This is a genomic window from Corynebacterium sp. ACRPZ (assembly GCF_022346205.1).
In the GTDB taxonomy this organism is placed as follows: Bacteria; Actinomycetota; Actinomycetes; order Mycobacteriales; family Mycobacteriaceae; genus Corynebacterium; species Corynebacterium lehmanniae.
In genome coordinates this window covers 68,642-90,628 of the sequence record NZ_JAKRMR010000009.1, presented here as the reverse complement: position 1 = coordinate 90,628, position 21,987 = coordinate 68,642, and the positions used below count along the sequence as shown (strand labels likewise).

Genomic DNA, 21,987 nt, shown 5'->3' with positions numbered 1-21,987 from the left:
AAGTCCTTCCTAAAAGCTGCCGTGGACGAGTTGCCCGCCCAGCACAGTGGCCTCAACGGGGATGTCGCCGATCTGGCTGGCCGGCACTTCGGCTGGATCGGCTCCCAGGACCACAAGATCTGCGAGCTGGCCAGGCGCAATCTGCCCCTTTTTCCCAGCCCAGCCTGTCGCCGCGGCGGATCCCGCGGTGTAGGCGTACAGCGCCTCGTCGACGGTGATCCGGTCCTCCGGCCCGTACTCTTTGCCCGCGGCCGTGGTGCGTTCGACAAAGCTCTGCACCACGGCGAGCGGGGTGCCCGTGGCCACTGGCCTGTCGGAGCTGCCCGGCAGCACCACGCCGCGCTGGAGCAGCCGCTTCGCCGGGTAGGAAAGTGCTGCCCGTTCGGCGCCGATCGCCTCTGCCATCGCGTCTCCGAATTCCGCGATGAAGCGCGGCTGTGGCACGAGCACGACTCCGGTCTTGGCCATGCGCTCGATTTGGTCGTTCCGCACCACTCCGCCGTGCTCGATGCGGTGCGGGACCGTGCGGGGCCCATGCTTATCGACGGCTTCGCTGATCACGTCCAGCGCAAAATCCACCGCTTTGTCTCCGATCGCGTGCAATGCCAGCGACCACCCGCCGGCCGCTGCCGCGAGCGCACGCGAACGCATCGTTTCGGTGTCGCCTTGGAAGTACCCGGCGTGGCAGCAGCAGGCGTAGTCCTCGGTCATGGCCGCTGTCTTTCCCAGCAAGGATCCGTCGGTGAAAACCTTCACTGGCCCGATCTGCAGCAGATCGTCTCCAAGTCCAGTGCGGATGCCGGCGTCGAGGCCGTGCACCTCCGGGTCGCCCTCGTGGCCGTCGATGCCGTGCAGCGCGTCGAGAGTGATCATCGCCTGCGTACGCACGTGGAGCTTTCCCATCTCGCGCGCCCGCTGGTAGAAGCCGAACTCCTGGGGGCTGTGTCCGATCCAGCCGCCTGCGACGCCTGCGTCCGTCACCGAGGTGATGCCCTCGCCGAGGTAGTGCCGCCCGGCGCGGTCAAGCGCGTCGGTGATGTTGCTTTCGCTTTCCGGCTGCAGCACATCGTTGATCGGGCGCATGGCGTTTTCGTCCAGCAACCCAGTGGCGTTGCCGGTGTCGTCCACGACCACTTCTCCGCCTTCTATCTGCGGCGGGTTCGCCGGATCGATTCCGGCTCGGCGCAGCGCCTCGCTGTTGACCATGTATGCGTGCCCGGAATTGTGCTTGATCAACAGCGGTTTGCCCGCGGTTGCGTGATCGAAGTCGGCGATCGGCACCGGCCCGTCTGTGAGCAGGTTCGGATTGAATCCGCTGGCTACGACCCAGTCGCCAGTGCTTCCCGTCCGCAGTGCCGCCAGCACGTCGCCACGCGTGCGCGCGCCACCGAGGTTGATTTCCCGCAGTGTCTGGCCGAACCACACGCTGTGCGCGTGGGCGTCGTTGAACCCCGGGATGACGGTGCGGCCGCGTGCATCGATCACCGTGTCGCCGGGCGCTGGCTCGCTGTCCACCTCCAGGATGCGGCCGAAGCCCATGCGTATCGACGTCGCGGTGCCGCCCGCCCCGTCCATAGTTTTTGCGCGCGCGTTGATGATGGTGGTTGCGTTCATAAGCCCGCCTCCTCCGTGCAGCTCTAAATTGTGTCCCCTGACACTATTGGGTAACCGCCGTGATCGGCACCTCTTTGCGGACATCTGGCACATCTCATAACCCGCGCTTGTAACGTTGTGCACATGCACACTGATTCGACGGACGGCTGGAACGACATTGTCCAGCAGGTTCGTGAGGACTTACCCGAGCTCGTCGATGCTTTCCTCGAGCAGTTCCACGACTTGGGCTACTACCGCGAGGACATCGTGGACGACGCCGAGCTCCGCTCGACAGCCTCCAGCATCCTGGGGCTTTTCCTGGTGCAGCTCGAATACGGGATGGATGAAGACTCACTCGCAGCGCACGCCCGCCAGCTGGGCACCAAACGAGCGCACCAGGGCGTGCGCCTGTCCGCGCTGGTAGATGCCATCCAGATCGACTTCACTGTGTTGTGGGACCACTTCCGCGCAACGGTTTCCCCGGAACAGCTGCCTGTGCTGGTGGAGCACGTGGCGGACATTCAGAAGCTGGTGTCGCGCTACACGGTGCATATCCGCGGCGCGTATGCGGCCGAGCAGGCGCGGGCGCGGCACGACGCCCGTTTCGCCCACGCCCGCCACATTGAGCGGCTCTTTTCCGCCGAGCATTTGGGGGAGCAGGCCATGGAGGCCATCTCCAGGGCACTGGGGATTGCGGAGGGCACCGCCATCGACCTCGTGGTGTTCCACCCCAGCGAGTGGGCCCCGGCCCAAACCGTGCTGGAGCCTCTCGCCGCCCGCGGGGAAATCTTCGGCCACGGATACCACGGCCTGTACGCGGCCTTCTTTCCCGCCAGCACACAAGCCCAGGATTTCATCCGGGATCACACAGACCACCTCGGTGCGGTGACGTTCAACCAGCTCCCAAACTTGGCGGCGGTGCGAGCCGCTGTGCGTGCGAGCGTGAGCATGTTCGACGCCGCGGAAAACCCCGGCCGCCTCATCCCTGTGCAGGACGTGGCCTGGGCGTTAGCGGCGCAGCAGATCCGCCCGTTGCTTCCTGTGCAGCTTCACGCTGCGCACGCCGGGGTGGTGGAGCTGCGCAAGAGTGCGCCGGATGTGGTGGATACCGTGGAGGCGTACCTGAAAAGTGGATCCACCAAAGATGTGGCAGCGCTGCTGCACTGCCACCGGAACACGGTGGTCAACCGCCTGCAGTCCTTCAAGGCGCACACCGGCCTGGACGTCACCGTCCCGTCGCAGGCGGCGCTCGCGCTGGCCTCGCTACCGTGGAAGGGCGCTATTCCGGCAGCCCCAGCTCCTGCGCCACAATCACATTGACGATGGCGGGCACGCGCTCCTCGCGCACCTTCCGCAGTGCCCGCTCGATGGCACCGGCGGCCTGGTCGTCTGCAGTGACCAGCTCGCCATGGCCGCCAAACGCTTTCGCCACCTCCGCAAAATCCGGATTGACCATCTGGGTTCCGCTCACCCTGCCCGGGAAGTACTTCTCCTGGTGCCCGCGGATAGTGGAGTACTGGCCGTTGGTCACCGTCACCGCCAGGAACGCGGTGCCCTCCTGCACTGCGGTGGCGAACTCCTGGCCGTTCATCAGGTATTCGCCGTCGCCGGCGATCGTAACAACGGTGCGTTCCGGGAACTCCAGCGCGGCGGCAACCGCCGCAGGCACCGAGTACCCCATGGAGCCGTTGCGCATGCCCAGCTGGGAGGGGAACTGCTCGGTGCGCAGGAAACGCTGGGCCCAGATGCAGTGGTCGCCGGCGCCGAAGGTGTAGATCCCGTCGTTGCCAACCTGCTCCTGAAGCTGCCGGAACACCTCCTCCAGGTGGGCGGTGCCTTCAGGTGCTTTACGCCAGGTATCCGGCTGGCTGATCGCGGCAAAGTCGAGGTGCGCCTGGTGCGCGGCGGCGTAGCGCTGCTCGTCCGCCACCGGCACGTCCAATGTGGCCAGCGCGTCCACGAACTCCGCTGGCGAGGCCACGATGTGTTCGGTCACCGCGCCGGAGTGGCCGCGCAGCGCTGTGTCCATCAGTGCGATGATGTTCACCGCGTCCGGGCTTTGGCGCAGGGTGTAACCGTCCGTCGGGACGTCGGTAAGCGCCGCGCCTACCTGCACCAACACATCGGCGTCGTCCAACAGGCGCGCGACGTTCTCGTCGCGGCCGTAGCCCAGCCAACCGGCGTTGGCGGCAGCGGAAAACGCGATGCGGTCCGTTGCGCGCCAGTCGTGCACCACCGGAATGTTGTGGGCGTCCGCGAACTCGGCGAGTTTGCGCGAGGTCTCCTGGTCCCACCCGGGGCCACCTGCGTAGATCAGCGGCCGTTTCGCGGAAGCAAGCTGCTTTTCGACGGCGTCCCGTTGCCCCTGCGACGCCCCTCCCCGCGACACCGGGCGGGGAGGATACACAGTGCCTTCGAACTCTTCGTAGAGCACATCTTCCGGCAGACCGACCACTACCGGTCCGGGGCGGCCGGTGGAAGCCTGGAAGAACGCGTCGGCCACGACGCGGGATGCGGAAGACGGGTCGTCCAAAACGAACACCTGCTTGGCCTGCGTCCCAAACCACGCCTTCGGGTCGAACTCCTGGAAGGACTCGCGGTCCCGGTCCGAAAACGGGATCAGTCCGACAAACAGCACCATCGGGGTGCAGTCCTGCCATGCCGCATGAATGGCCACGAAAGCGTTGGACGCACCCGGGCCGCGGGTGACCATGGCAACGCCGGGCTTGCCCGTCGCCTTGCCCTGGGCTTCCGCCATGTAGGCGGCGCCGCCTTCCTGCCGGCAAACCACTGTGTCGATGGAAGAATCGTGCAGCCCGTCCAGCACCGGGAGGAAGCTTTCCCCAGGGACGATGAACGTGCGCTCGACGCCCTGCGCCTCCAGCGCGTTCACGATTTCCTTGCCGACATGGACCATGCGGGTGCCACCTTTCTCAATCGGTTATGCCTCCTCGGGAGCGTTTCCCCGAGCGTATTTGAGACGCCGCAGCCAAAAATGTGGTTGCGGAGATCCCGTGCGAAACGTCAACGGCTATGTCAGGAGCGTATGCAAATGCACACTCACCCAGCACCGCCGTCTACTCGGCCACGTAGTAGAGCTGCTTGTTCACAAACTCATCCATGCCCACCGGGCCGAGTTCGCGGCCGTAGCCCGATTGCTTCACGCCGCCGAAGGGCAACTCAACCCCCTCGCCGGCGGGAGTGTTCACGTTGGCCATGCCAACCTCCAGACGGTCCGCGACCGCCTTCGCCCTGTTCTCGTCCGTAGAGAACACCGCGCCGCCGAGCCCGTAGAGCGAGTCGTTGGCGAGTTCGACGGCTTCCTCGTCGGACGAAACCTTGTACACCTCTGCCACCGGGCCGAAGAACTCCGCGTAGTACGAGTCGGAACCACGGGGGATGTCCGTGATCACCGCGGGCGAGACGTACGCGCCGGTGTCCGCGAGCTCGCCTCCGGCGCGCAGGTTCGCACCCGCCGCGACCGCCTGTTCGAGCTGGCTGCACAGGTTTTCCGCCGCGCCGCGCGACGACAGGGGACAGTACATGCCAGCGGTGTACGCGTCCCAGGTCGTCGGCTTCATGACCTCCGCTAACTTCACCAGCTCAGCAACGAATTCGTCGTAGATGTCCTCCATCACGATCATGCGCTTGTTGGAGTTGCACGCTTGGCCGGTGTTGACCATGCGGGTTGTAAACGCCAGTTTCGCTGCCGCGGCAACATCGTCCGTATCCAGCAGAATGTAAGGATCGGTGCCTCCAAGTTCCAACACGACTTTCTTCAGCTTCTCTCCGGCCTGGGCCGCCACGGCCGCGCCGGCGCGCTCGGAGCCGGTCAGAGAGATCCCCTGAATACGCCGATCCGCGATGATGTCTGAGACTTGCTCGTGCGTGGCAAACACGTTGGTATAGACGCCTGCCGGAATGCTCGCCTCGCGGGTGAGCTCCTCAAAGCGCAGCGCACTTCTGGGGCAGATCTCCGCGTGCTTCAGGATGATGGTGTTGCCCAGCATCAGGTTCGGCCCGGCAAAACGCGCCACCTGGTAGTAAGGGAAGTTCCACGGCATGATGCCCAGCAGCGGCCCGATGGGCAGGCGTCGCAGTACCGCGTTGCCACCCTGGGTCGGGATCTGCTGTTCCGTCGCAAGTTTCTCGCCGTTGTCTGCGTAGTACTCGATGATCTCGGCGGAAAACTCCACCTCCTCCACCATCTCTGGCAGGGGCTTGCCCATCTCTATGCATGACGCTTCTGCGAGTTCGCGGCTGCGCTCGCGCAGCAGCTGCGCCAGCTTCTTCAGCCGCTCGGCGCGGTAGCTGAAAGTCTGCGCGGACCAATCGGCGTAGGCCTCTTTGCTAGCGGCAATCGCGTCCTGGATCTGCTGGTCTGTGGCGCCGTCGAAGGTCTCCACCACTTCACCGGTCGCCGGGTTGGTTACTGCGTATTGGGACATGGTTGTGATTCCTTTCTTTTACAGCGCCAGGTACTTCACGTCGAGGTACTCTTCGATGCCCTCGGCACCGCCCTCACGGCCAAAGCCGGACTGCTTGATGCCACCGAACGGGGCGGCGGCATCCGAGATCGCGCCACGGTTGATGCCGACCATGCCGGCTTTGAGTTTTTCAGCTAGGCGGCGGCAGGTATGGACGTTTTCGCTGAACCCGTACGCAGCCAAGCCGAATTCGGTGTCGTTGGCTGCTGCAATGCCTTCTTCCAAAGTGGCAAAAGTGGTCACGGTGACCACCGGGCCGAAGATTTCCTCGCGCAGAATGCGGGCGTCCGAAGGGACGTCGCCAAGCACAGTGGCCGGGTAGAAGTAGCCCTTGCCCTGCGGCACCTCGCCGCCGAGGTGCACGGTGGCACCGGCGCCGCGGGCGTCGTCCACAAGTGCCGCGATGCTGTCGCGCTGCTTCGCGGTGATCATCGGGCCGAGCGTGACGCCGTCGTCAAGACCGTTTCCCATTGTCACCTCCGACATGCGCTGGGTGAGGCGCTCAGTGAACTCCCCGGCTAGAGATTCGTGCACGATAAAGCGGTTCGCCGCAATGCAGGCCTCTCCGCCGTTGCGCATCTTCGCCTGCATGGCGCACTCCAAGACGAGATCCAGGTCCGCGTCCTCGCAGACGAGAAACGGCGCGTTGCCGCCGAGCTCCATCGAGGTGCGCAGCAGGTTGTCCGCAGACTGCTTGACCAGGATCTTGCCCACAGCGGTGGAGCCGGTGAACGTGATTTTGCGCAGGCGCGGGTCCGCCATCAGCGTTTCCGACAGGCCGGCGGAGTCGGTGGTGGTGAGGATCTGCACCAGATCCTGTGGGCCGCCCGCCTCTTTGAGCGCCTCCGCGATGATGTCTGCCACCAGCAGCATCGTCAACGGTGTTTCTGCGGCAGGTTTCACCAGCACCGGGCAACCGGCCGTCATCGCCGGGGCGATCTTGCGGGTGGCCATGGCCAGCGGGAAGTTCCAGGGCGTAATCGCCAGCACAGGGCCGACAGGAACGCGGGTAACCGCGATGTCGCCGTTTCCTGCGGGGGCGCGGCCGACGCGGCCGGGGATGCGCACCGCCTCTTCGGCAAACCATCGGAAGTACTCGGCGCCGTAGGCGACCTCGCCCTTGGCCTCCGCCAGCGGTTTGCCCATCTCTTCGGTCATGGTGCGCGCGAACTCGTCTGTGCGCGCGGTGATCTTCTCGTAGACGGCGCGCAGCACCTCAGCGCGTCCTCGCGGCGAGAACTCCACCCACGCCCGCTGCGCCTCCACAGCGCGGCCGAGGGCGGCAAGCCATTCATCCTTGCCGGTGTCCGGCACCTGGGCGATGACTTCTTCGGTGGCGGGGTTGAGAACGTCGAACTGCTTCGCCATTTACGCCACGCGCTCCTTGATTGCGCCTGCGAGGATCTCCAGCCCCTCCACAAGCAGGTTCTCTGGGATCACCAGCGAGGGCAGCAGCCTAATGACGTTGCCGTCCATGCCACAGGTGAGAATCAACACGCCCTGGTTCTTGCACGCGGCGGCGACGTCTGCGGTCGCGGCACCGTCCTCAAGCTCCAGCGCAATCATTGCGCCGCGGCCGCGCAGCTCCCGCACACCGTCGAGCTCTACCAGGGGTTCCAAGTGGGTGCGCACGAGCTTCTCAATCTCACGGGCGCGACCCGGCAGGTCGTTGGCCTCCATCTCCTCGATGGCGGCCAAGGCCGCGGCGCAGGCAACGGGGTTGCCGCCATAGGTACCGCCGAGCGCGCCGGGAATTGGGGCATCGATGATTTCAGACCGGCCGGTGACACCGGACAGCGGCAGGCCTCCCGCGATGCCCTTGGCGGTGGTAATCACGTCCGGCACCACGCCCTCGTGGTTGACGGAGAACCACTCGCCAGTGCGCGCGAATCCGGCCTGGATCTCGTCGGCGACGAAGACGACGTCGTTGTCGCGGCACCACTGCGCGATCGCCGGCAAGAAGCCTTCCGCGGGGACGATGAAGCCGCCCTCGCCCTGGATGGGTTCGATGACCACGCAGGCGAGGTTTTCTGCGCCGACCTCCTGCTCGATGGTTTTGATTGCGCGGTCGGCGGCTTCTTGGCCGGTCAGGCCGTCGTGAAGCGGGTAGGAGCCCGGCACCCGGTAAACGTCGGAGGCGAACGGACCGAACTTGGTCTTGTACGGCTTGTTCTTCGCCGTCATGGCCATGGTGAGGTTGGTGCGGCCGTGGTAGCCGCGGTCGAACACCACCACCGCTGGCTTGCCGGTGTAGGAGCGCGCCACCTTCACTGCGTTTTCCACCGCCTCCGCACCGGAGTTGAGCAGGAAGGACTTCTTGGCAAAGTCGCCCGGGGTGAGTTCGTTGAGCTTTTCGCACACGGCGACGTAGGACTCGTACGGCGAAACCATGAACGAGGTGTGGGTGAACTTCGCCGCCGCTTCCGCAACCGCCGCAGCAACCTTCTCGTTGGACGCGCCGACGGAGGTCACGGCGATGCCGGAAGCGAAGTCGATGAACGAGTTGCCGTCCGCGTCCACGAGCACGCCGCCGTCGCCTTCGACCACGTAGCCGGGCAGCCCAGGGGAGAGGGCGCGCGCCACGGCGCTCTGGCGGCGGGCATCGAGCCCCTTGCTCTTCGGGCCCATTCCGTCCGTGTTCACTCGGCGTTCTTGGGGGAGGTGGTACTTCAGGTCCTGCATGCTGTACTCCTTACAACCATCGTTTGAACGTGTTGCAGATCAGTATGGGGACGTGATGTGACTGGCGCCATGTACAGTGTGGCGATATTGCACTGGCTTCTTGTACGGAATGGAGCCCAATGGATCTGACCTTCACCTGGCTTACGCACAAACCAGAGCTGGCGTTGCGGCAAGTTGTTGCCCCCTCCACCAGCGGCTTCGCGCTTGCGCAGACGAATGAGCTCGAGGACGCCACCGAGTTCATCCAACCCGATTCGCTTGTGCTCACCGTGGGCATTGCCTTCAAGGACAACCAATCGGACCTGGGCCGCTACGTCGACCACCTGGCGGATGCCGGGGCCGTGGCGATCGGGTTCGGCACCGGTCTGACCTTCACCAGCATCCCCGAGCAGGTGGTCACCACGGCCCGGCGGCGAGGCATAGGACTGTTCGAGGTGCCGCGCCACATTCCGTTCATTTCCATCCTGACTGCGATCCACCAGGAGCAACGCCGCCGTGCCCAGCTTGAGCAGCAGCGCCTCATCGACGACCAAGAACGCCTCACTCGCGCCGCCATCCCAGGCTCGTTGGACATGCTGGTCAGCGCGGCTGCGGACCTGCTGGACGCCAGCGTGCGCATCAACGGGCCCGGCGCGGCACCGGTCGCAGCCGCCGAATCCGCCGGGCACACACGCGCCGTGGAAGAAGGCAAGCGCCTGCGCACCTCGACGCACCGCCTGGTGTCGGGACCACAGCGCCCGTACTCGCTGGTGGTCACCGCGGCACAGCGTCCCCCTGCCGCGCTGCTGCGCCACTGCGCGGGCCTGGCCGACATGCTGCTGGCACGCCCCGCGGAGCTGCGCGCCGCGCGTAACGAGCTCAACGCATTCGCGCTTTCAGCACGCTTCGGCCTCGGCGACGAGGCAGCATTACTGCCCCGAGGCTTTGACACGCCTATCGACGACTCCGGGCTGACCCGCCCCGCTGTCATCACTGCCGATAGAAGGCGTGCCCTCGAACAGGCGCGCAACGCGTTAGACACCGCGGCCGACGCGCAAGGGCACTTCCTGTACGCGGCACCCCTCGACCGGCTGAGCATGGTGGTGCTGGTCCACCCCGACCAAGATGGTGCCGAGCTTCTCGCCGCTCTCGGCCCGACCGCCCAGCGTGTGCGCGTGGCCGTCAGCCGCCCGCTGCCTGCCGCGGACCTCGATGCAGCCCACATCCGCGCGCTGAAATCGCGGTGCGGGGTGCTCGCACTCGGCGACAGCGCTCTTCCCGGTTCTTCGCGCGCCAGCTGGTTGACCGAACCCGCGGTGGCGGAGGCTCTGCGAGCACAACGCAAGGAGCTGTTCGGCGTGCTCGAAACAGAGGACGCCGAGCGCCACACCGACTACGCCCGAACTCTGACCGTGTTCTTGCAGCACGGCGGGCAACTGGCCCAGACCGCAGAGGCCCTAGGTATCCACCGGCACACCGCCCGCTCCCGCATCGCACGGATCCAGGAGCTATGCGGCATTGACCTTGCAGACCCGGCCACCTTCGCGGAGGCGTTCTTCGCCGCAACCAGCGAGGTCTAGGCCGAGACTTGTTCCGGCTACGGCAGGAACGGGCGCACCTGGTCCAGAATCCACTGGAGCGTTCCGCCGGCGCCGGCGAGCACCGCAACGAGCAGGCCGAGCACGCCCACCAGCACGCCGCCGGCGAAGGCGCCGACGCTGCTGCCGACACGAGAAGAGCTGTCGTCGGCGGGCTGCGGCTCAGCGGTGACGGTGGTCGGGACCGCCACGGTCGTAGTCGCGGTGGTCGGCGTGCCGGATACGGTGCTGGTCACGGTGGTCGGGACCGCCACGGTGGTGGTCACCGGAGCAGCCGGCGCAGACGGCGCAGCGGAAGAAGGAGCTGTCGTCGGCGCCGGGGCCTTGCCGCGGGCGGTCAGCCACTGGTCCGGGCCGATCGGGTGGTCCACCATGCGGATCTCGCCGATGTTGCCGAACCAGCCGTCGACCTTGTCGTTGTCCCAGGCGGAGGTGCCCAGCAGCCACTTGTCGCCGTTGCCGCCCATGCCCAGCGGGCCGTAGCCGTCGCGCAGGATCGGGGAGCCGTCGACGTACATGGTCACGGACTTGTCGGCCGGGTCGTTGACCACGGCGATGTGCATCCACTTGCCCTTGGGCACCTCGTGGGTCCAGTTGGAAAAGCCCTCGCCGTTTTCGCCGTAGGAGTACCAGCGCAGCTCGCGCAGGCTGGACACGCCGAGCATCTGGATCGGGTCGCCGTCCTCGTCCTCGGGGTGGGTGATGGTGCCGGAGGCGTCGCGGATCAGGGCGTTGGACCACTTGTTGTTGTCGGCGTTCCAGTCCTCGTCGAGCTTGAGGAAGGCCTCCATGGTGTAGCCGTTTTCAAACTCCTCCGAGTTGATGTCGGCGCCGGTGGCGGTTTCGAACCAGGCGGTGGAGTGCTTGAACTTCGGGTCCTTCCAGCGCAGCGAGCCGCGGTCCGCGGACAGCGGGTGCTTGTCGTCGGAGAAGGTCACCGCGTCGGCGCCTGCCGCGATGCGGTGGCGCACGCGGGTCATGTCGTCGCCGTTTGCCACGTCGGGGATGACGGCGCCGGCGGGGGCAGCTTCGCCGTCGTTAAGCAAAGTGCCCTCGACCTTCGTCTGGCCGGGGCGCCAGTGCACGACGGTGCCGTCCACGTACGCGTAGTCCTGCTCGTCTTTCGGCTTGTCCTTTTCGGTGACCTCGTAGGCCTTGTAGCCGTCGGTGATGGTCTGCTTCAGCGTCTCGTTGTAGTCCGGGTCGTTGGCGTCGCCGGCTTTGAAGCCCGGCGCGAACGCCTTGAAGCGCTCCGCGAAGTCCAGATCGATGGTGTAGGAATCGCCCTCGCCCTCCATGATCAGGTGGTCGAAGGAGGTGAGCTGCTCGTACTTCTTGGACTTCACCCACGGCGAGTACGCGAGCATCTCGAGCTGGTTGTTGGTCAGGTCGAACTGCAGCTGACCCATCAGGCCGTTGCCGCCCAGGTAGGCCATCTGGTAGTCCTGCAGGATGTTGATCACGTCGTGACCAGCGTCGTTTTTCTCCACGTGGTAGCCCGCACCGTGGTGGTGGCCGGCGATGGTGAGGAAGATCTGGTCGTTTTTACGGATCAGCTTGTCCCAGAGGTGCTCGCCGTACTCCTTGGTGAAGTAGGTGGAGCCATCACCGTTGATACCCGAGATCTCGTGCGTGGTGAGGATCACGGGCAGCTCCGGGTGCTTATCGATGACCTGCTGCGCCCACTCCAGCGTTTCATCGTTGGCGCGGAAACCGAGCGCGAGCACCAGGTACTTCTGCCCCTCGGCTTCGAAGATGTGGTACTCCGAGTCGACGCTCTGGCCCGGGAAGGCGTAGCCGTCGCCGCCGTTGTGGATCTCCGTGGAGGCGGTGCGGCCCATGTAGGTGGAGTTCTTCTTCGCGCGCTCCTCCGGGAAGTACTCGGTGAACGCGGATTTCCCGTCGAACATGGTCAGGTCGTGGTTGCCCGGCAGCACGGAGTAGTTCACTCCGGCGTCCTCGAGCTTTTTCATCGCGCGGTCCGCGATGTCCCAGCTGGCGCGGTCTTCCGGCTGGTCCACCACGTCGCCCAGGTGGGTGACAAACTGTGTGCCGAGCTTCTTGTGGTTTTCCGCCAGGAACTCGGTCTGCACATCGAACGGGTTGGTGCCGTAGCGGTCGCCGAAGATGTCGCCGGCGGCCTCGGTGCCGTAACGGGCGTAGAACTGGGTGTCCGGCATGACGCCGAGGGTGAAGCGGGAGGCGAGATCCTCCGCGTTAGCAACGGGAACTGGGGTGAGCAGGGCAAGGGCAGTAATCGCGGCGATGTGCTTGCGCATGAGGGTCCTTCGTGTCCGAGGGTTGGTAGGCAGTTGGAAACGTAGCGCCCTAAGGTTTCGCTGAGGTGAAGTTCAGGTGAAACTTATGCTTATCGACGCCCACGCGTCGCCCTTGCCCCGTTTCACCAGGGAATTCTTTTTGGACCGATTTTTCGGCTCCGAAAGATATAGGAAAGATATAGCGTGCAGAATGCGGGCCGGAATTCACCATTTCCCCTGTTAAGCGAATTGTTTCGATATCTCTCTATATCTTTCACGCCCGAATCCAGCGGGTGCCACGCCCCCGCGGAGGGCCTTCTGGATCAATTTTTGCGCGCCCAAGACTGCGGAGGTGGCGGAGAATCCGCCCCGCCTCGGCGACGCTGACTCCGGTTTGATCTGCGATATCTGCGGACCGGAGCGATTCGCCGTCGAGAAGCCTCGCTTCTATCCACTCTTGGATGCTCACCGTCGCCAGGTCGCCTGCCTGCCCACGGCCGAGCAGCTTTCGCGCCTCGCCGCTGAGCGTCCACTCGCTCGCGTCCGCTACAGAGTCGAGTATTCCAAGCTCAACCAGCACACCCATAAGCTCTTCCACCTCGAGGGCAGTGAGTTGCGTTTTGTGGGCTGCCGTTGCCGCAGTGATCAAAGGAGCGGAATTGAGGTGCCAAAGCACAATGAGCGTTGCGACGCTGCCAATAACCGCTTCGCCGTAGCGCTCCGACAGCTTCCTGAGCCCCTTAATAAAAGTCGTGTCGGGCTGCTGCGCGGCCAGGACCACCTGGACATGAGACTCAGTAGCAAAGACCTCCGGGACGTCTCGGCCAGTGCGGATCATCGTGGCCCACATGCGGTCGAATCCGCGGGAGCTTTCCTCCGCCAGACCGAGCGTGCGCATCGCCGCCATGAGCCGGTTGTTCCGCGGAACCGAAGTGGTGGTCAACAATTTGTCCACCGTCACCCCCGGCGGCAGGGGACCAGGCGAGGTGACCTTCAGCGTGCGGTAGGTCTGCTCAACCACAACCGGGCCAGGCAGCCGCCAATCGCGGTGAATGAAGGCGTTGGACACCACCTCATCCACAGCTTGTTCGGGGAAGCGGCTGATGGCGACCTCTTCACCGTCTTCGAACTGGACCCGTTCGATCTCCCGGTCCCCGTTTTCCGCAATCAGGCGGCGCAGGCGGGGCAACGCCAGCAAAACCGGGTCCGAAATCAGCGTGGCCTTCGGGTCTTCCCCCGGGATACTGCGCCACAGGTGCCGGACTACAACGTCTGTCGGCTCGGGTTCGGCAAAGAGAATTTCTGCCGCGCGCTTAAGCTGGCCGTCATCACGCACCAGGCCAAGTTCGCGCAGCAGCCCCGTCGTTGTTTGCGGGACCCCGGCCTCGGAGCCGCGCGCCCTCCTGTGCTCGCGAAGCATCCTTCGCGCTTCTTCGACCACCGCCAATGGCAGCTCGTCTACGGAAGTGTCCGCGGGGCCGTTCGAATAATCGGGATTGCGCCGGGCTTCGTCGATCGAACGGCGCATTTCCTCAGTCATCGGCTGGCAGGAGAACTGGGCATCTGCGGTACGACGTTTCGCAGCGCCGTCACCACGGGTGTAGAGCGCCCGCGCCTCCGGCACATGGATCACCAGAAGTCTCGCTCCCCACGCACGAACGGGCGCGATCTGCACATTCATGTTCGGCTTCGTGCCGTTGAAAATCTGCTGGGCGAGCTTTTCCTCGTCCATCTGCGTGCCGGTGAACGCGGCCTCGCCAGCGACCTTATCCGCCACTCCCACAACAATGTGGCCGGTCGCAGCTTCACTGTTAGCCATGCAGATGGCTTCATTCAACAGCTTCTCGACGAGCTTCGCTTTCGCCCCCTTTTCCCCCTCCCGGGAGGCAGGATCCTCCTTGAACTCCAGGATGAGCGACTCCTGCGAGTCCGCCGTCGCCCCACCATGGATCGCCTCGAGAGCATCGCGGACGTGAGGGGCAAGATCATCCCAGGCAGACTCCGTAACCATGCCGCTGATTATACATTTCCCCAGGGAATTCTTTTTGGGACCATTTTTCAACCACGAAAGATATAGGAAAGATATCGCGCGGTGGATACAGGTCAAAATCTACCGTTTCCGCTGTTCAGCGAATTGTTCCGATATCTTTTCTATATCTTTCCGCGCGCGAAAAACCCGGGCCCGCCCCACAAAAGGGGATCGGGCCCGGGCTGTCGCGACGCTGCTTTAGGAACGCGCGTCGACGTGCGGGAGCACGGCCAGCGGTGAGAGATCCGTCAGAGACGCGATGCCACGCTCCTCGTCGCGGAACCATGCGCGGACGTTGTTGATGAAGCCCTTCATGGCTCACCTCCTTTCGTTACCAGGGGAAGGTTGTTAACCTCCCGTTCATGTTGCGGTAACTCTAGGTTCGCGTAAATAGTTTGTCAACACCAACGATTGGCGCGCGTCCACGAAAAAGGGCCCTGGCACGTGCCAGGGCCCTTCGGAAACTAGGGATGAGCTAGAGGAACGGGTACGGATCCCACCCGGTGAAGTACTCGATGCGCTCGCGGGCGATGAGCAGGATCGCGGCGATAACGGCAACGAACACGATGGCCAGGAAGATCCACCCCAGCACGCGGCGGCCGCCTTGCGGAGCGGAGCCGTCGCTGGCGGGAGAGAGGAAGTGGATGCTCAGGGCGTACAGGGCCGGCAGTCCGGCGCCGAGCAGGATGCCGACGGCGACAACGGAAAAAAGCGATTTCAGCAGTTCAAGCATGCGGGTTGTCCTTTCCGGCTAGCCGCGCGGGTGGTGGTCGTGGGTGGCTGCGGTGGACCCCGGCGCGCGCAGGCCGACGGAGGTGTCCACGAAGTCTGCGGGCTCGCCAGAGTCGCGGTGCGGCAGTTCGCTTTCAGACGCCCCTCCGGTGGTCTGCGCCGGCGAGTTGGAGTCGCCGTCCCAGTCGTCGTTGACGTTGTCCTTGTGCACCGGCTTCTGCGACGCCTGCCAGAACATGTAGCCGCCGCCGATGAGGATGATCAGCGCCAGGGCGACGCCGCCCCACACGAGGTCGCCGCCGAGCTCAGCGGCCCAGTGGCCGATCCACCAGGTGATGAAGGACACCAGCGCCGCAATGGGCAGGGTGGTGATCCAGGCCAGGGCCATACGGCCGGCCACGCCCCAGCGGACCTCGCCCTTCGGGCCGGTCAGGCCGGAGCCGAGGATGGAGCCAGTGGCCACGTGGGTGGTGGACAGCGCCATGCCCAGGTGGGAGGAGGTGAGGATGATCGCGGCGGAAGACGTCTCAGCGGCCATGCCCTGCGGCGGGTGGATCTCCACCAGGCCCTTACCCAGGGTGCGGATCACGCGGAAGCCGCCGGAGTAGGTGCCGATGGCAATCGCCAGGGCGCACGCCAGCTGGATCCAGAACGGCATGGGGTGGTCGGAGCCGAACTGGCCGGCGGCCACCATGGCCAGGAAGATCACGCCCATGGTCTTCTGCGCGTCGGAGGTGCCGTGCGCCAGCGCCACCAGGGAGGCGGTGCCGATCTGGCCCCAGCGGAAGTAGTTGTCGCGGTGGTCCTTTTCCGCATTGGCGGTGAGTTTGTAGACCAGCCAGGTACCGATCGCGGCGATGAGGCCAGCAACAAACGGGGCAAACAGGGCGGGGACGATGATTTTGTCCAGCACGCCCTGCCATACCACGCCGTCGAAGCCGATGGCAGCGATGGCCGCGCCGATCAGGCCGCCGAACAGCGCGTGCGAGGAGGAGGAGGGGATGCCGAACAGCCAGGTAAACAAGTTCCACATGATGCCGCCGGCCAGGCCGGCGAACACCACGAGGAGGAGGCGCTCGGAGTCGAGGGTGTCGTTGAGGTCGAACAGATCGAGTTTCACGATGCCGCCCGCGACCGTCTTCGCCACAGCGACGGAGAGGAAGGCACCGATCAGGTTGAGGACGCCGGCGAGCGCCACAGCCACCTTGGGCTTGAGCGCGCCGGTGGCGATGGAGGTGGCCATCGCGTTGGCAGTGTCATGGAAACCGTTAGTGAAGTCGAAGAACAAAGCGACGACAATGATTAATACGAGGAGGATTGTGATGCTCACGCGGGAGATTATGCGCCTGACTGAGAACAACCGAAACGTCCGGAAGCCAATGTTCGCGCAAAGTTCACCTGCGCGTCACCGTCCTAGCCCGCGATGATGTTGCGCACCGCCACGCCCATAATCACCAGGCCCACCACCAGCACAAAGATGGTGTCCGGGCGGCGGGCGTAGTGCTTGAACGCCGTGGCCTTGTGAAACAGCAGCGCCGGCATGATGTACACCAAAAACGCCACGAACACGCCGCCGACCACGGAGATCATGTCCAGGATCGAGGGGTTCAACACGGCGACGATCACTGCGGTGACAAACACGAAGATGTTGACTGTGAGGCGAAGCGTGGACGTCGAAAAGCGAGCCGCGAAGTTCGGCGCCACACTGCGCAGCAGGTACCCAGTGCCTTCCTCCGTGCCGAGCAGGTGGCCGAAGTAGGAGGTGATGATCGCGCAGATGGCGATGATGGGGCTGATCCACGCCATAAACGGCGCGTGCGTCTCGTTGGCCAGGTACGACAGCACCGGCACGTTCTGCTCGCGCGCGACGTCCATGCCGTCCGCTCCCAGGGACAGCGCGCACGACCACACGAAGAACATGGTGAAGGTGACCAGCATCGCGGCGGTGACCAGCTCCACCTTGGACACCTCGCGCTCCGTGGCAGCGACGTCGCCGTCCGTCTTCTTCTGCACGTCCAGCGCGAACTGGCTCAGCGCCGCCATGTGGCTGAAGGAAAACACCAGCACCGGCAGGATCAGCAGCAGGCCCTGCCACACCGGGTAGGACGACTCGTACGAGCGGAAGCTGGCGAAATCCCAGCTCGGGATCAGGTACAGCGACACCGCCGCCAGCGCGATGATCAGCGGATACACCAGCACGTTGGCCAGCCACAGGGTGAGTTTCTTGCCGAAGGCGTACGCGCCCGTCATCAACCCCGCCGACGCCGTAGCCAGCACCCAGCGGCTCACCTCCGGCCCGCCGAGCTGGTTCACGATGAAGCTGTCCAGCGTGTTGGTGATGGAAATGGCGTAGATCAGCACCGTGGGATAGATGCCCAGCCAGTACACCAGCGCCGAGGCGAACCCGCGCTTGCGGCCGGTCAGCGCCGTGATCACCTGCAGCACGTCCAGCCCCTTCACCGGGGAGGCGGAGACGATGCGCGCGTAGGTGCGGTGGGAGAAAAACACCATCGGGCCGATCAAAAGCGTGGCAATCACCAGCGGCCAAAACCCGAAACTGCCTGCGTTGATGGGCAGGAACAGAATGCCAGCGCCCACGCCGGTGCCGAACAGCGTGATCACCCAGCGCATGAACGAACCGTCGGGTTCGTCGCCCTCGCGCTGCTCCTTGATCTGCTCGATGTCCGCGTCCGAGAGGTTCTCGCGGTCGAACTCTTGGCGCGAGAGCTCGAGGTGCTCGTCGCTGTGTTGCTCAGGTAGCTGGGCGTTAGTCATGGTGATCTAGATTACTCGCGGTGCCTTTGGGGCCGGTGTTTTGCATTCGCTTATCGACGACCCTCCGGTTGACCTACCCCCACCGAACATCCAGTTGTTTGCCAGGTTGTGGTGATCTAGATTTTTAAAACGTCACCGTTTGACCTGTGCCCCGAAGGATCGCACCACCATGTCCCGCTCCCGCATCGCAACTGCCACGCTCGCCTGCGCGCTCGCCGTTAGCACTGTTCACGTCCCCGTCGCTGAGGCGCAGTCGTCAGGAAGTTCTATCACCACCGTCGACCAGCAAGGCTTCGACGCGGCCACCGCGAAGTGGCAGCAGCGTTACGACGACGCATCCGCCTCCCTCCAACAAGCCAAGGACGACGCCAAATCGGCGCAGGCGCAACGCGACTCCGCAAACGCCGCCGTACGCGACGCCAACGCAGAGGTGGAGGCCGCGGAGGCTGCGCTGAAGAAGGCCGAGAAGGACCTCGCACGGGCAGATGTGGAGAAGCGGAAGGCAGAGCTGGACGCCGCCGCGGAGGTGCTGAAGGAGGCGGAGCGGGAGCTCGTCGCAAAGCAAAAAGAGCTCGACGCGGCGGAGGAAGACACCGCCGCCTTCGCCGAGGACGTCACCTTTGCGGAGGAAACGGCCGCCACGGCAAAGGAGGCGGCAACCGCCGCTGCGGACGAGAAGGCCGACATGCAGCAGGCCGCGGATTCCGCGCAGGCCAAACTCGCCGACGCCCAGGCCCGCGAGGCCGCCGGCGCCGACTACACCCAAGAGGACTGGGAGCGCCTGGTCGCGGACGCGATCGTGGAGATCACCAACGAATACCGCCAGCGTCACGGCATGCACCCTCTGGTCAGCCACGATGTGTTCAACGGCAACGCCCGGGATTGGAGCGGCGTGATGTCCGCCGACATGCAGCGCGGCGCCAGCGGCGACGACTACTTCCGCCACGCCGAGTTCGAGGACTACGGGCACAGTGGGGAGAACATCGCCTACAACTGGCTCGGCTGGCCAGATGCCTCCCCGGCTACCGCAGACCGCACGCAGTGGGCAGAACTTCCCGAGGCGCTGTTCACCCAGTGGCGCAACTCCACCTCGGGGCACAACGAAGGCATGCTGAATTCGAGCCAGACCGGCATCGGTGTCGGCGTGCGGGTCGCGCCCAACGGCCAGGCGTTCGCCACGATGCAGCTCTACAAACTGTCCCACCCGACAACGTCCTACACCTTCGGCCCGGACGGCGGCTCCCAAAAGGCCAACGAGAGCGGTACGCCGTACTACGTCTCCACCGGCGCACGCGAGGCGCTGCGCACCCCCGACCTCACGGTGGACTTAGACGACCGCAGGCAAGCGAACCCGAACTACGACGGGCTGAAGCGCGACGAGATCCGGGCCATCCAAGCCCGCACGACCCGCAAGCTGGGCGTGGCGGTCTCGCACGACTACGCCGCCGAGCTTTCCGCCGACGAGGCCGAGCTTTCCGCCGCGCAGACGGACCTCGCCGCCGCCGAGCAGCACGACGCCGACGCGCAGGACGCGTTGGCGCAGGCCACGGGCGTGCTGGAGGACGCTGAGAGACGGTTGCGGAGTGCCGTCGATAGGCAAGAGCGCCTGGAAGGCGAGCGGGATGAACTCGCGCGCGCCGAGGAGAAGGCCAGGGGTGCGAAGGATGCCGCAGAGGCCGAGCTCGCGTGGGCGAAGGCCGCGGACCAGGACGCGCTGGCCGCGGCGGTGGAGGCCGCGCAGGAACGTCTGGCGGAAGCGGAGCAGGGCGTCGAGGACGCGTACGAGCTTTCCGCCGCCGAGCAGATGACCCTTGACGAGGCCGAGGACGACGTCGCCGAAGCTGAAGCAGAGCTGGCGCAGGTCAACGCGCAGCGCCCGACGCTGGCGCAGTTCACCACCACCGAAACCAACACCGTGGCGGTCGTGCTGGGTGTGCTGGCCGCGCTGGCGGTCGTGGGCATCGGCGTGGTGGCGCTGGCGCCGCGCCTCGGTATCGAGCTGCCCTGGCAGTAGCGGCTCAGCCGCGGCGGCAACAGCCAAACTTACGCCGATATCTTTGGTGGTTGCCCGCGAACACCAAACTTATCGACGGCTAAAGTTGTTCCTAGTGCGCCTATCCCCCCGGCTACAGAAAAGGACCCAACTATGCGTAACAAACTGATTGGCGCGGCAACCGTGACCGCCCTATCGCTGAACCTGCTTGCCGTCGCGACTCCCGCGAAAGCGGAGCCGAGGTACGAGTTAGTCCAGCCCGTGGCGGTTACAACGTGGACAGAGGAAGTCCCGGTTCCCGTCACCGCTGAACGGGCGGCCCCGCCGAAGCAGGCGGCGGCACCGAAGCAGGCACCAGACACCAAGGATGAAAGCCTGAGCAGCAAAGTCGGCAGCTTCATCGGCATGCTGGCACTGATTATCCTTTTCCTTGGCTGGTACGGGTGGAACAGCGTGTACAACCCGAACGGCCGCCACGCTGACATGCACCGCCAGTAGGCCGCGCTACGCCGGCCGCACGCGCGCCCGCTCCAACCGGTGCGCCTGCACAACCTTCTCCACGGCGTAAACGATCTCCCGCAGCGCGCCGAACCCGGAACGCTTCGTGCTCAGATCCACCGTCACTTGCACGCTGCCGACCCACATCTCCAGCACCACGTCCGGCTCCGCCTTGTTGGGCCCGAACAGCGGCAGCGGGAAGTAGATGGTGCTGGGGTCGGGCACGATCTCGACGCCGCTGACCTCTTCGCACTCGAAATCCATGCGCATGTCCGCAAGACCCGGGCGCTTCGGGCCTCCAAGTATCGGAAGCGTCACTTCACTGATTTCGACCCGCATTGCATGGGCAACAGCGCCAAGACGCACCGGCTGGGGCAGAGCCCACGAGATGCTGGTGCACAGCACCGGCATGAATTCCATGATCCCCTGTTCAGCCTGTTCACGAGCCGTGACCGCAAGGGAGTAAATTGCAGCGAACCTCGGCTCAAGCGCCATCGCATCCCTACATATCTCCGCGAGCATCCCCGCGGCACGCGCCGCCCTGTTCGCCGTCATCGCGTCGCGCAGCATCATCAACGGGACGCCCGCCATCACGGTGTAGCTGACCAGCTCCTCGGCGCGCTCACCAGTGACCGGCTGCCTATCGTCCACAGGCCGCCACTGCTTCGCCGTGCGGTTCACCGCATCCACGATTTCCTGTCCGAGCGCCCGCACAGCCACGTTCAGCTCGCGCCCCGGATCCTCAACAATTACCCGGCCCCCAACGTGCGTTCCCGCCGCCTTGGCCCCAATTTTCCAAGTTTTCATCCCCATGTCCGGCAGCCTACGTCGCACCCCGCGTGAGCACAGCCCCTCACGTGCTCATTTCAGTGGACATCCGCCTATCGACGCACCGAAGGTTGCCAACCCCAAACAGTTGGTGCGGACCCAATTGTCCGCAATGCGGAATCCGCAAGATTTAACTGGAGACAGTCACCCAATCGAGGTCACCGAACCTCGCAAAACCTTTGTCATCGCTCACTAGAGTTGCCTCCTCTGCAATGACGTTCGCAGCAATCCATGCATCGGGAATATCAGCAGCGTGAAAGTGGTAGCTGCGCGTGAGCTCCGAAAAGATCTCCCAACTCAAGCTTGACCCATGAATCAAGACGGCGCTAGAAGACCGCATGATCGTCTCGATGGCTACAATCGCCTGGTCAGTCGATAGAGGTTTCTTGATCATCGAGAACCTTCCACAGAACATTCTTGTCATCGAGATCGATCAATGGCGCCCCACCGCAATCGAACGCTGGTAGCTCAACGGGAGCACTAGCCTGCGTTGACTCCCCAGCCCTCCCTAGCGCATGACGGACGGCTTGTTCGA

Annotated in this window: 16 protein-coding genes; 4 read left to right on the top strand and 12 right to left on the bottom strand. The window is 64.8% G+C overall.

The genetic code is table 11. The features are described from left to right. Window positions 1-9 precede the first annotated feature (9 nt). Entirely contained in the window at window positions 10-1,614 is a 1,605-nt protein-coding gene (locus MHX64_RS07640; protein WP_239356516.1) for an amidohydrolase, read from the bottom strand. A gap of 123 nt (window positions 1,615-1,737) precedes the next feature. On the opposite strand from MHX64_RS07640, the gene MHX64_RS07635 reads away from it, so the two are divergent. Beyond that, window positions 1,738-2,913 (top strand): helix-turn-helix domain-containing protein, encoded by a 1,176-nt coding sequence (locus MHX64_RS07635; RefSeq protein ID WP_239356517.1) that lies wholly within the window; start codon window positions 1,738-1,740, stop codon window positions 2,911-2,913. Here the strand turns inward: MHX64_RS07635 and MHX64_RS07630 are convergent. From MHX64_RS07630 to gabT, 4 genes are all read right to left on the bottom strand, one after another. Beyond that, window positions 2,873-4,510 (bottom strand): thiamine pyrophosphate-dependent enzyme, encoded by a 1,638-nt coding sequence (locus MHX64_RS07630; protein WP_181889346.1) that lies wholly within the window; start codon window positions 4,508-4,510, stop codon window positions 2,873-2,875. The two genes, MHX64_RS07635 and MHX64_RS07630, sit on opposite strands and share 41 nt — an antisense overlap. Window positions 4,511-4,670: 160 nt before the next feature. After that, the gene (locus MHX64_RS07625; protein ID WP_239356518.1) at window positions 4,671-6,041 is read right to left on the bottom strand and encodes an aldehyde dehydrogenase family protein; all 1,371 of its coding nucleotides are present in this window, start codon (window positions 6,039-6,041) and stop codon (window positions 4,671-4,673) included. Between the two features lie 18 nt (window positions 6,042-6,059). Further along, complete coding sequence (locus tag MHX64_RS07620) at window positions 6,060-7,448, bottom strand: NAD-dependent succinate-semialdehyde dehydrogenase (protein ID WP_239356519.1); 1,389 nt, start codon at window positions 7,446-7,448, stop codon at window positions 6,060-6,062. Then, window positions 7,449-8,762, bottom strand: coding sequence for a 4-aminobutyrate--2-oxoglutarate transaminase (gene gabT / locus MHX64_RS07615; protein WP_239356520.1), 1,314 nt, complete (start codon window positions 8,760-8,762; stop codon window positions 7,449-7,451). A gap of 119 nt (window positions 8,763-8,881) precedes the next feature. Here gabT and MHX64_RS07610 point away from each other — a divergent pair, with 119 nt between their 5' ends. Continuing rightward, window positions 8,882-10,321, top strand: coding sequence for a PucR family transcriptional regulator (locus MHX64_RS07610; protein WP_239356521.1), 1,440 nt, complete (start codon window positions 8,882-8,884; stop codon window positions 10,319-10,321). A gap of 17 nt (window positions 10,322-10,338) precedes the next feature. Here the strand turns inward: MHX64_RS07610 and MHX64_RS07605 are convergent, their stop codons facing one another. The 5 genes from MHX64_RS07605 to MHX64_RS07585 form a co-directional block, all read right to left on the bottom strand. Next, complete coding sequence (locus MHX64_RS07605; RefSeq protein ID WP_239356522.1) at window positions 10,339-12,618, bottom strand: LamG-like jellyroll fold domain-containing protein; 2,280 nt, start codon at window positions 12,616-12,618, stop codon at window positions 10,339-10,341. A 253-nt stretch (window positions 12,619-12,871) separates the two neighbouring features. After that, window positions 12,872-14,608, bottom strand: a complete 1,737-nt coding sequence (locus MHX64_RS07600) for an RNA-binding domain-containing protein (RefSeq protein ID WP_239356523.1) — start codon at window positions 14,606-14,608, stop codon at window positions 12,872-12,874. A gap of 493 nt (window positions 14,609-15,101) precedes the next feature. Then, window positions 15,102-15,359, bottom strand: a complete 258-nt coding sequence (locus tag MHX64_RS07595) for a hypothetical protein (RefSeq protein WP_181889353.1) — start codon at window positions 15,357-15,359, stop codon at window positions 15,102-15,104. Window positions 15,360-15,377: 18 nt separating this feature from the next. Further along, window positions 15,378-16,688, bottom strand: coding sequence for an inorganic phosphate transporter (locus tag MHX64_RS07590; protein WP_239356524.1), 1,311 nt, complete (start codon window positions 16,686-16,688; stop codon window positions 15,378-15,380). Between the two features lie 83 nt (window positions 16,689-16,771). Then, on the bottom strand, window positions 16,772-18,133 hold the full coding sequence (locus tag MHX64_RS07585) for an amino acid permease (RefSeq protein WP_239356525.1): 1,362 nt from the start codon (window positions 18,131-18,133) through the stop codon (window positions 16,772-16,774). A 169-nt stretch (window positions 18,134-18,302) separates the two neighbouring features. Here MHX64_RS07585 and MHX64_RS07580 point away from each other — a divergent pair, with 169 nt between their 5' ends. Both MHX64_RS07580 and MHX64_RS07575 read left to right on the top strand, forming a co-directional pair. Further along, the gene (locus MHX64_RS07580; RefSeq protein WP_239356526.1) at window positions 18,303-20,147 is read left to right on the top strand and encodes a CAP domain-containing protein; all 1,845 of its coding nucleotides are present in this window, start codon (window positions 18,303-18,305) and stop codon (window positions 20,145-20,147) included. 132 nt (window positions 20,148-20,279) lie between these two features. Beyond that, on the top strand, window positions 20,280-20,624 hold the full coding sequence (locus MHX64_RS07575) for a hypothetical protein (RefSeq protein WP_239356527.1): 345 nt from the start codon (window positions 20,280-20,282) through the stop codon (window positions 20,622-20,624). Window positions 20,625-20,630: 6 nt separating this feature from the next. On the opposite strand, the gene MHX64_RS07570 is transcribed toward MHX64_RS07575, so the two are convergent. Together MHX64_RS07570 and MHX64_RS07565 are read right to left on the bottom strand one after the other, a co-directional pair. Further along, window positions 20,631-21,437 carry a hypothetical protein gene (locus MHX64_RS07570; RefSeq protein ID WP_239356528.1) on the bottom strand — a complete coding sequence of 269 codons (807 nt, stop codon included), beginning with the start codon at window positions 21,435-21,437 and terminating at the stop codon, window positions 20,631-20,633. A 145-nt stretch (window positions 21,438-21,582) separates the two neighbouring features. Next, window positions 21,583-21,846 carry a hypothetical protein gene (locus tag MHX64_RS07565; protein ID WP_239356530.1) on the bottom strand — a complete coding sequence of 88 codons (264 nt, stop codon included), beginning with the start codon at window positions 21,844-21,846 and terminating at the stop codon, window positions 21,583-21,585. Window positions 21,847-21,987: the final 141 nt, after the last annotated feature.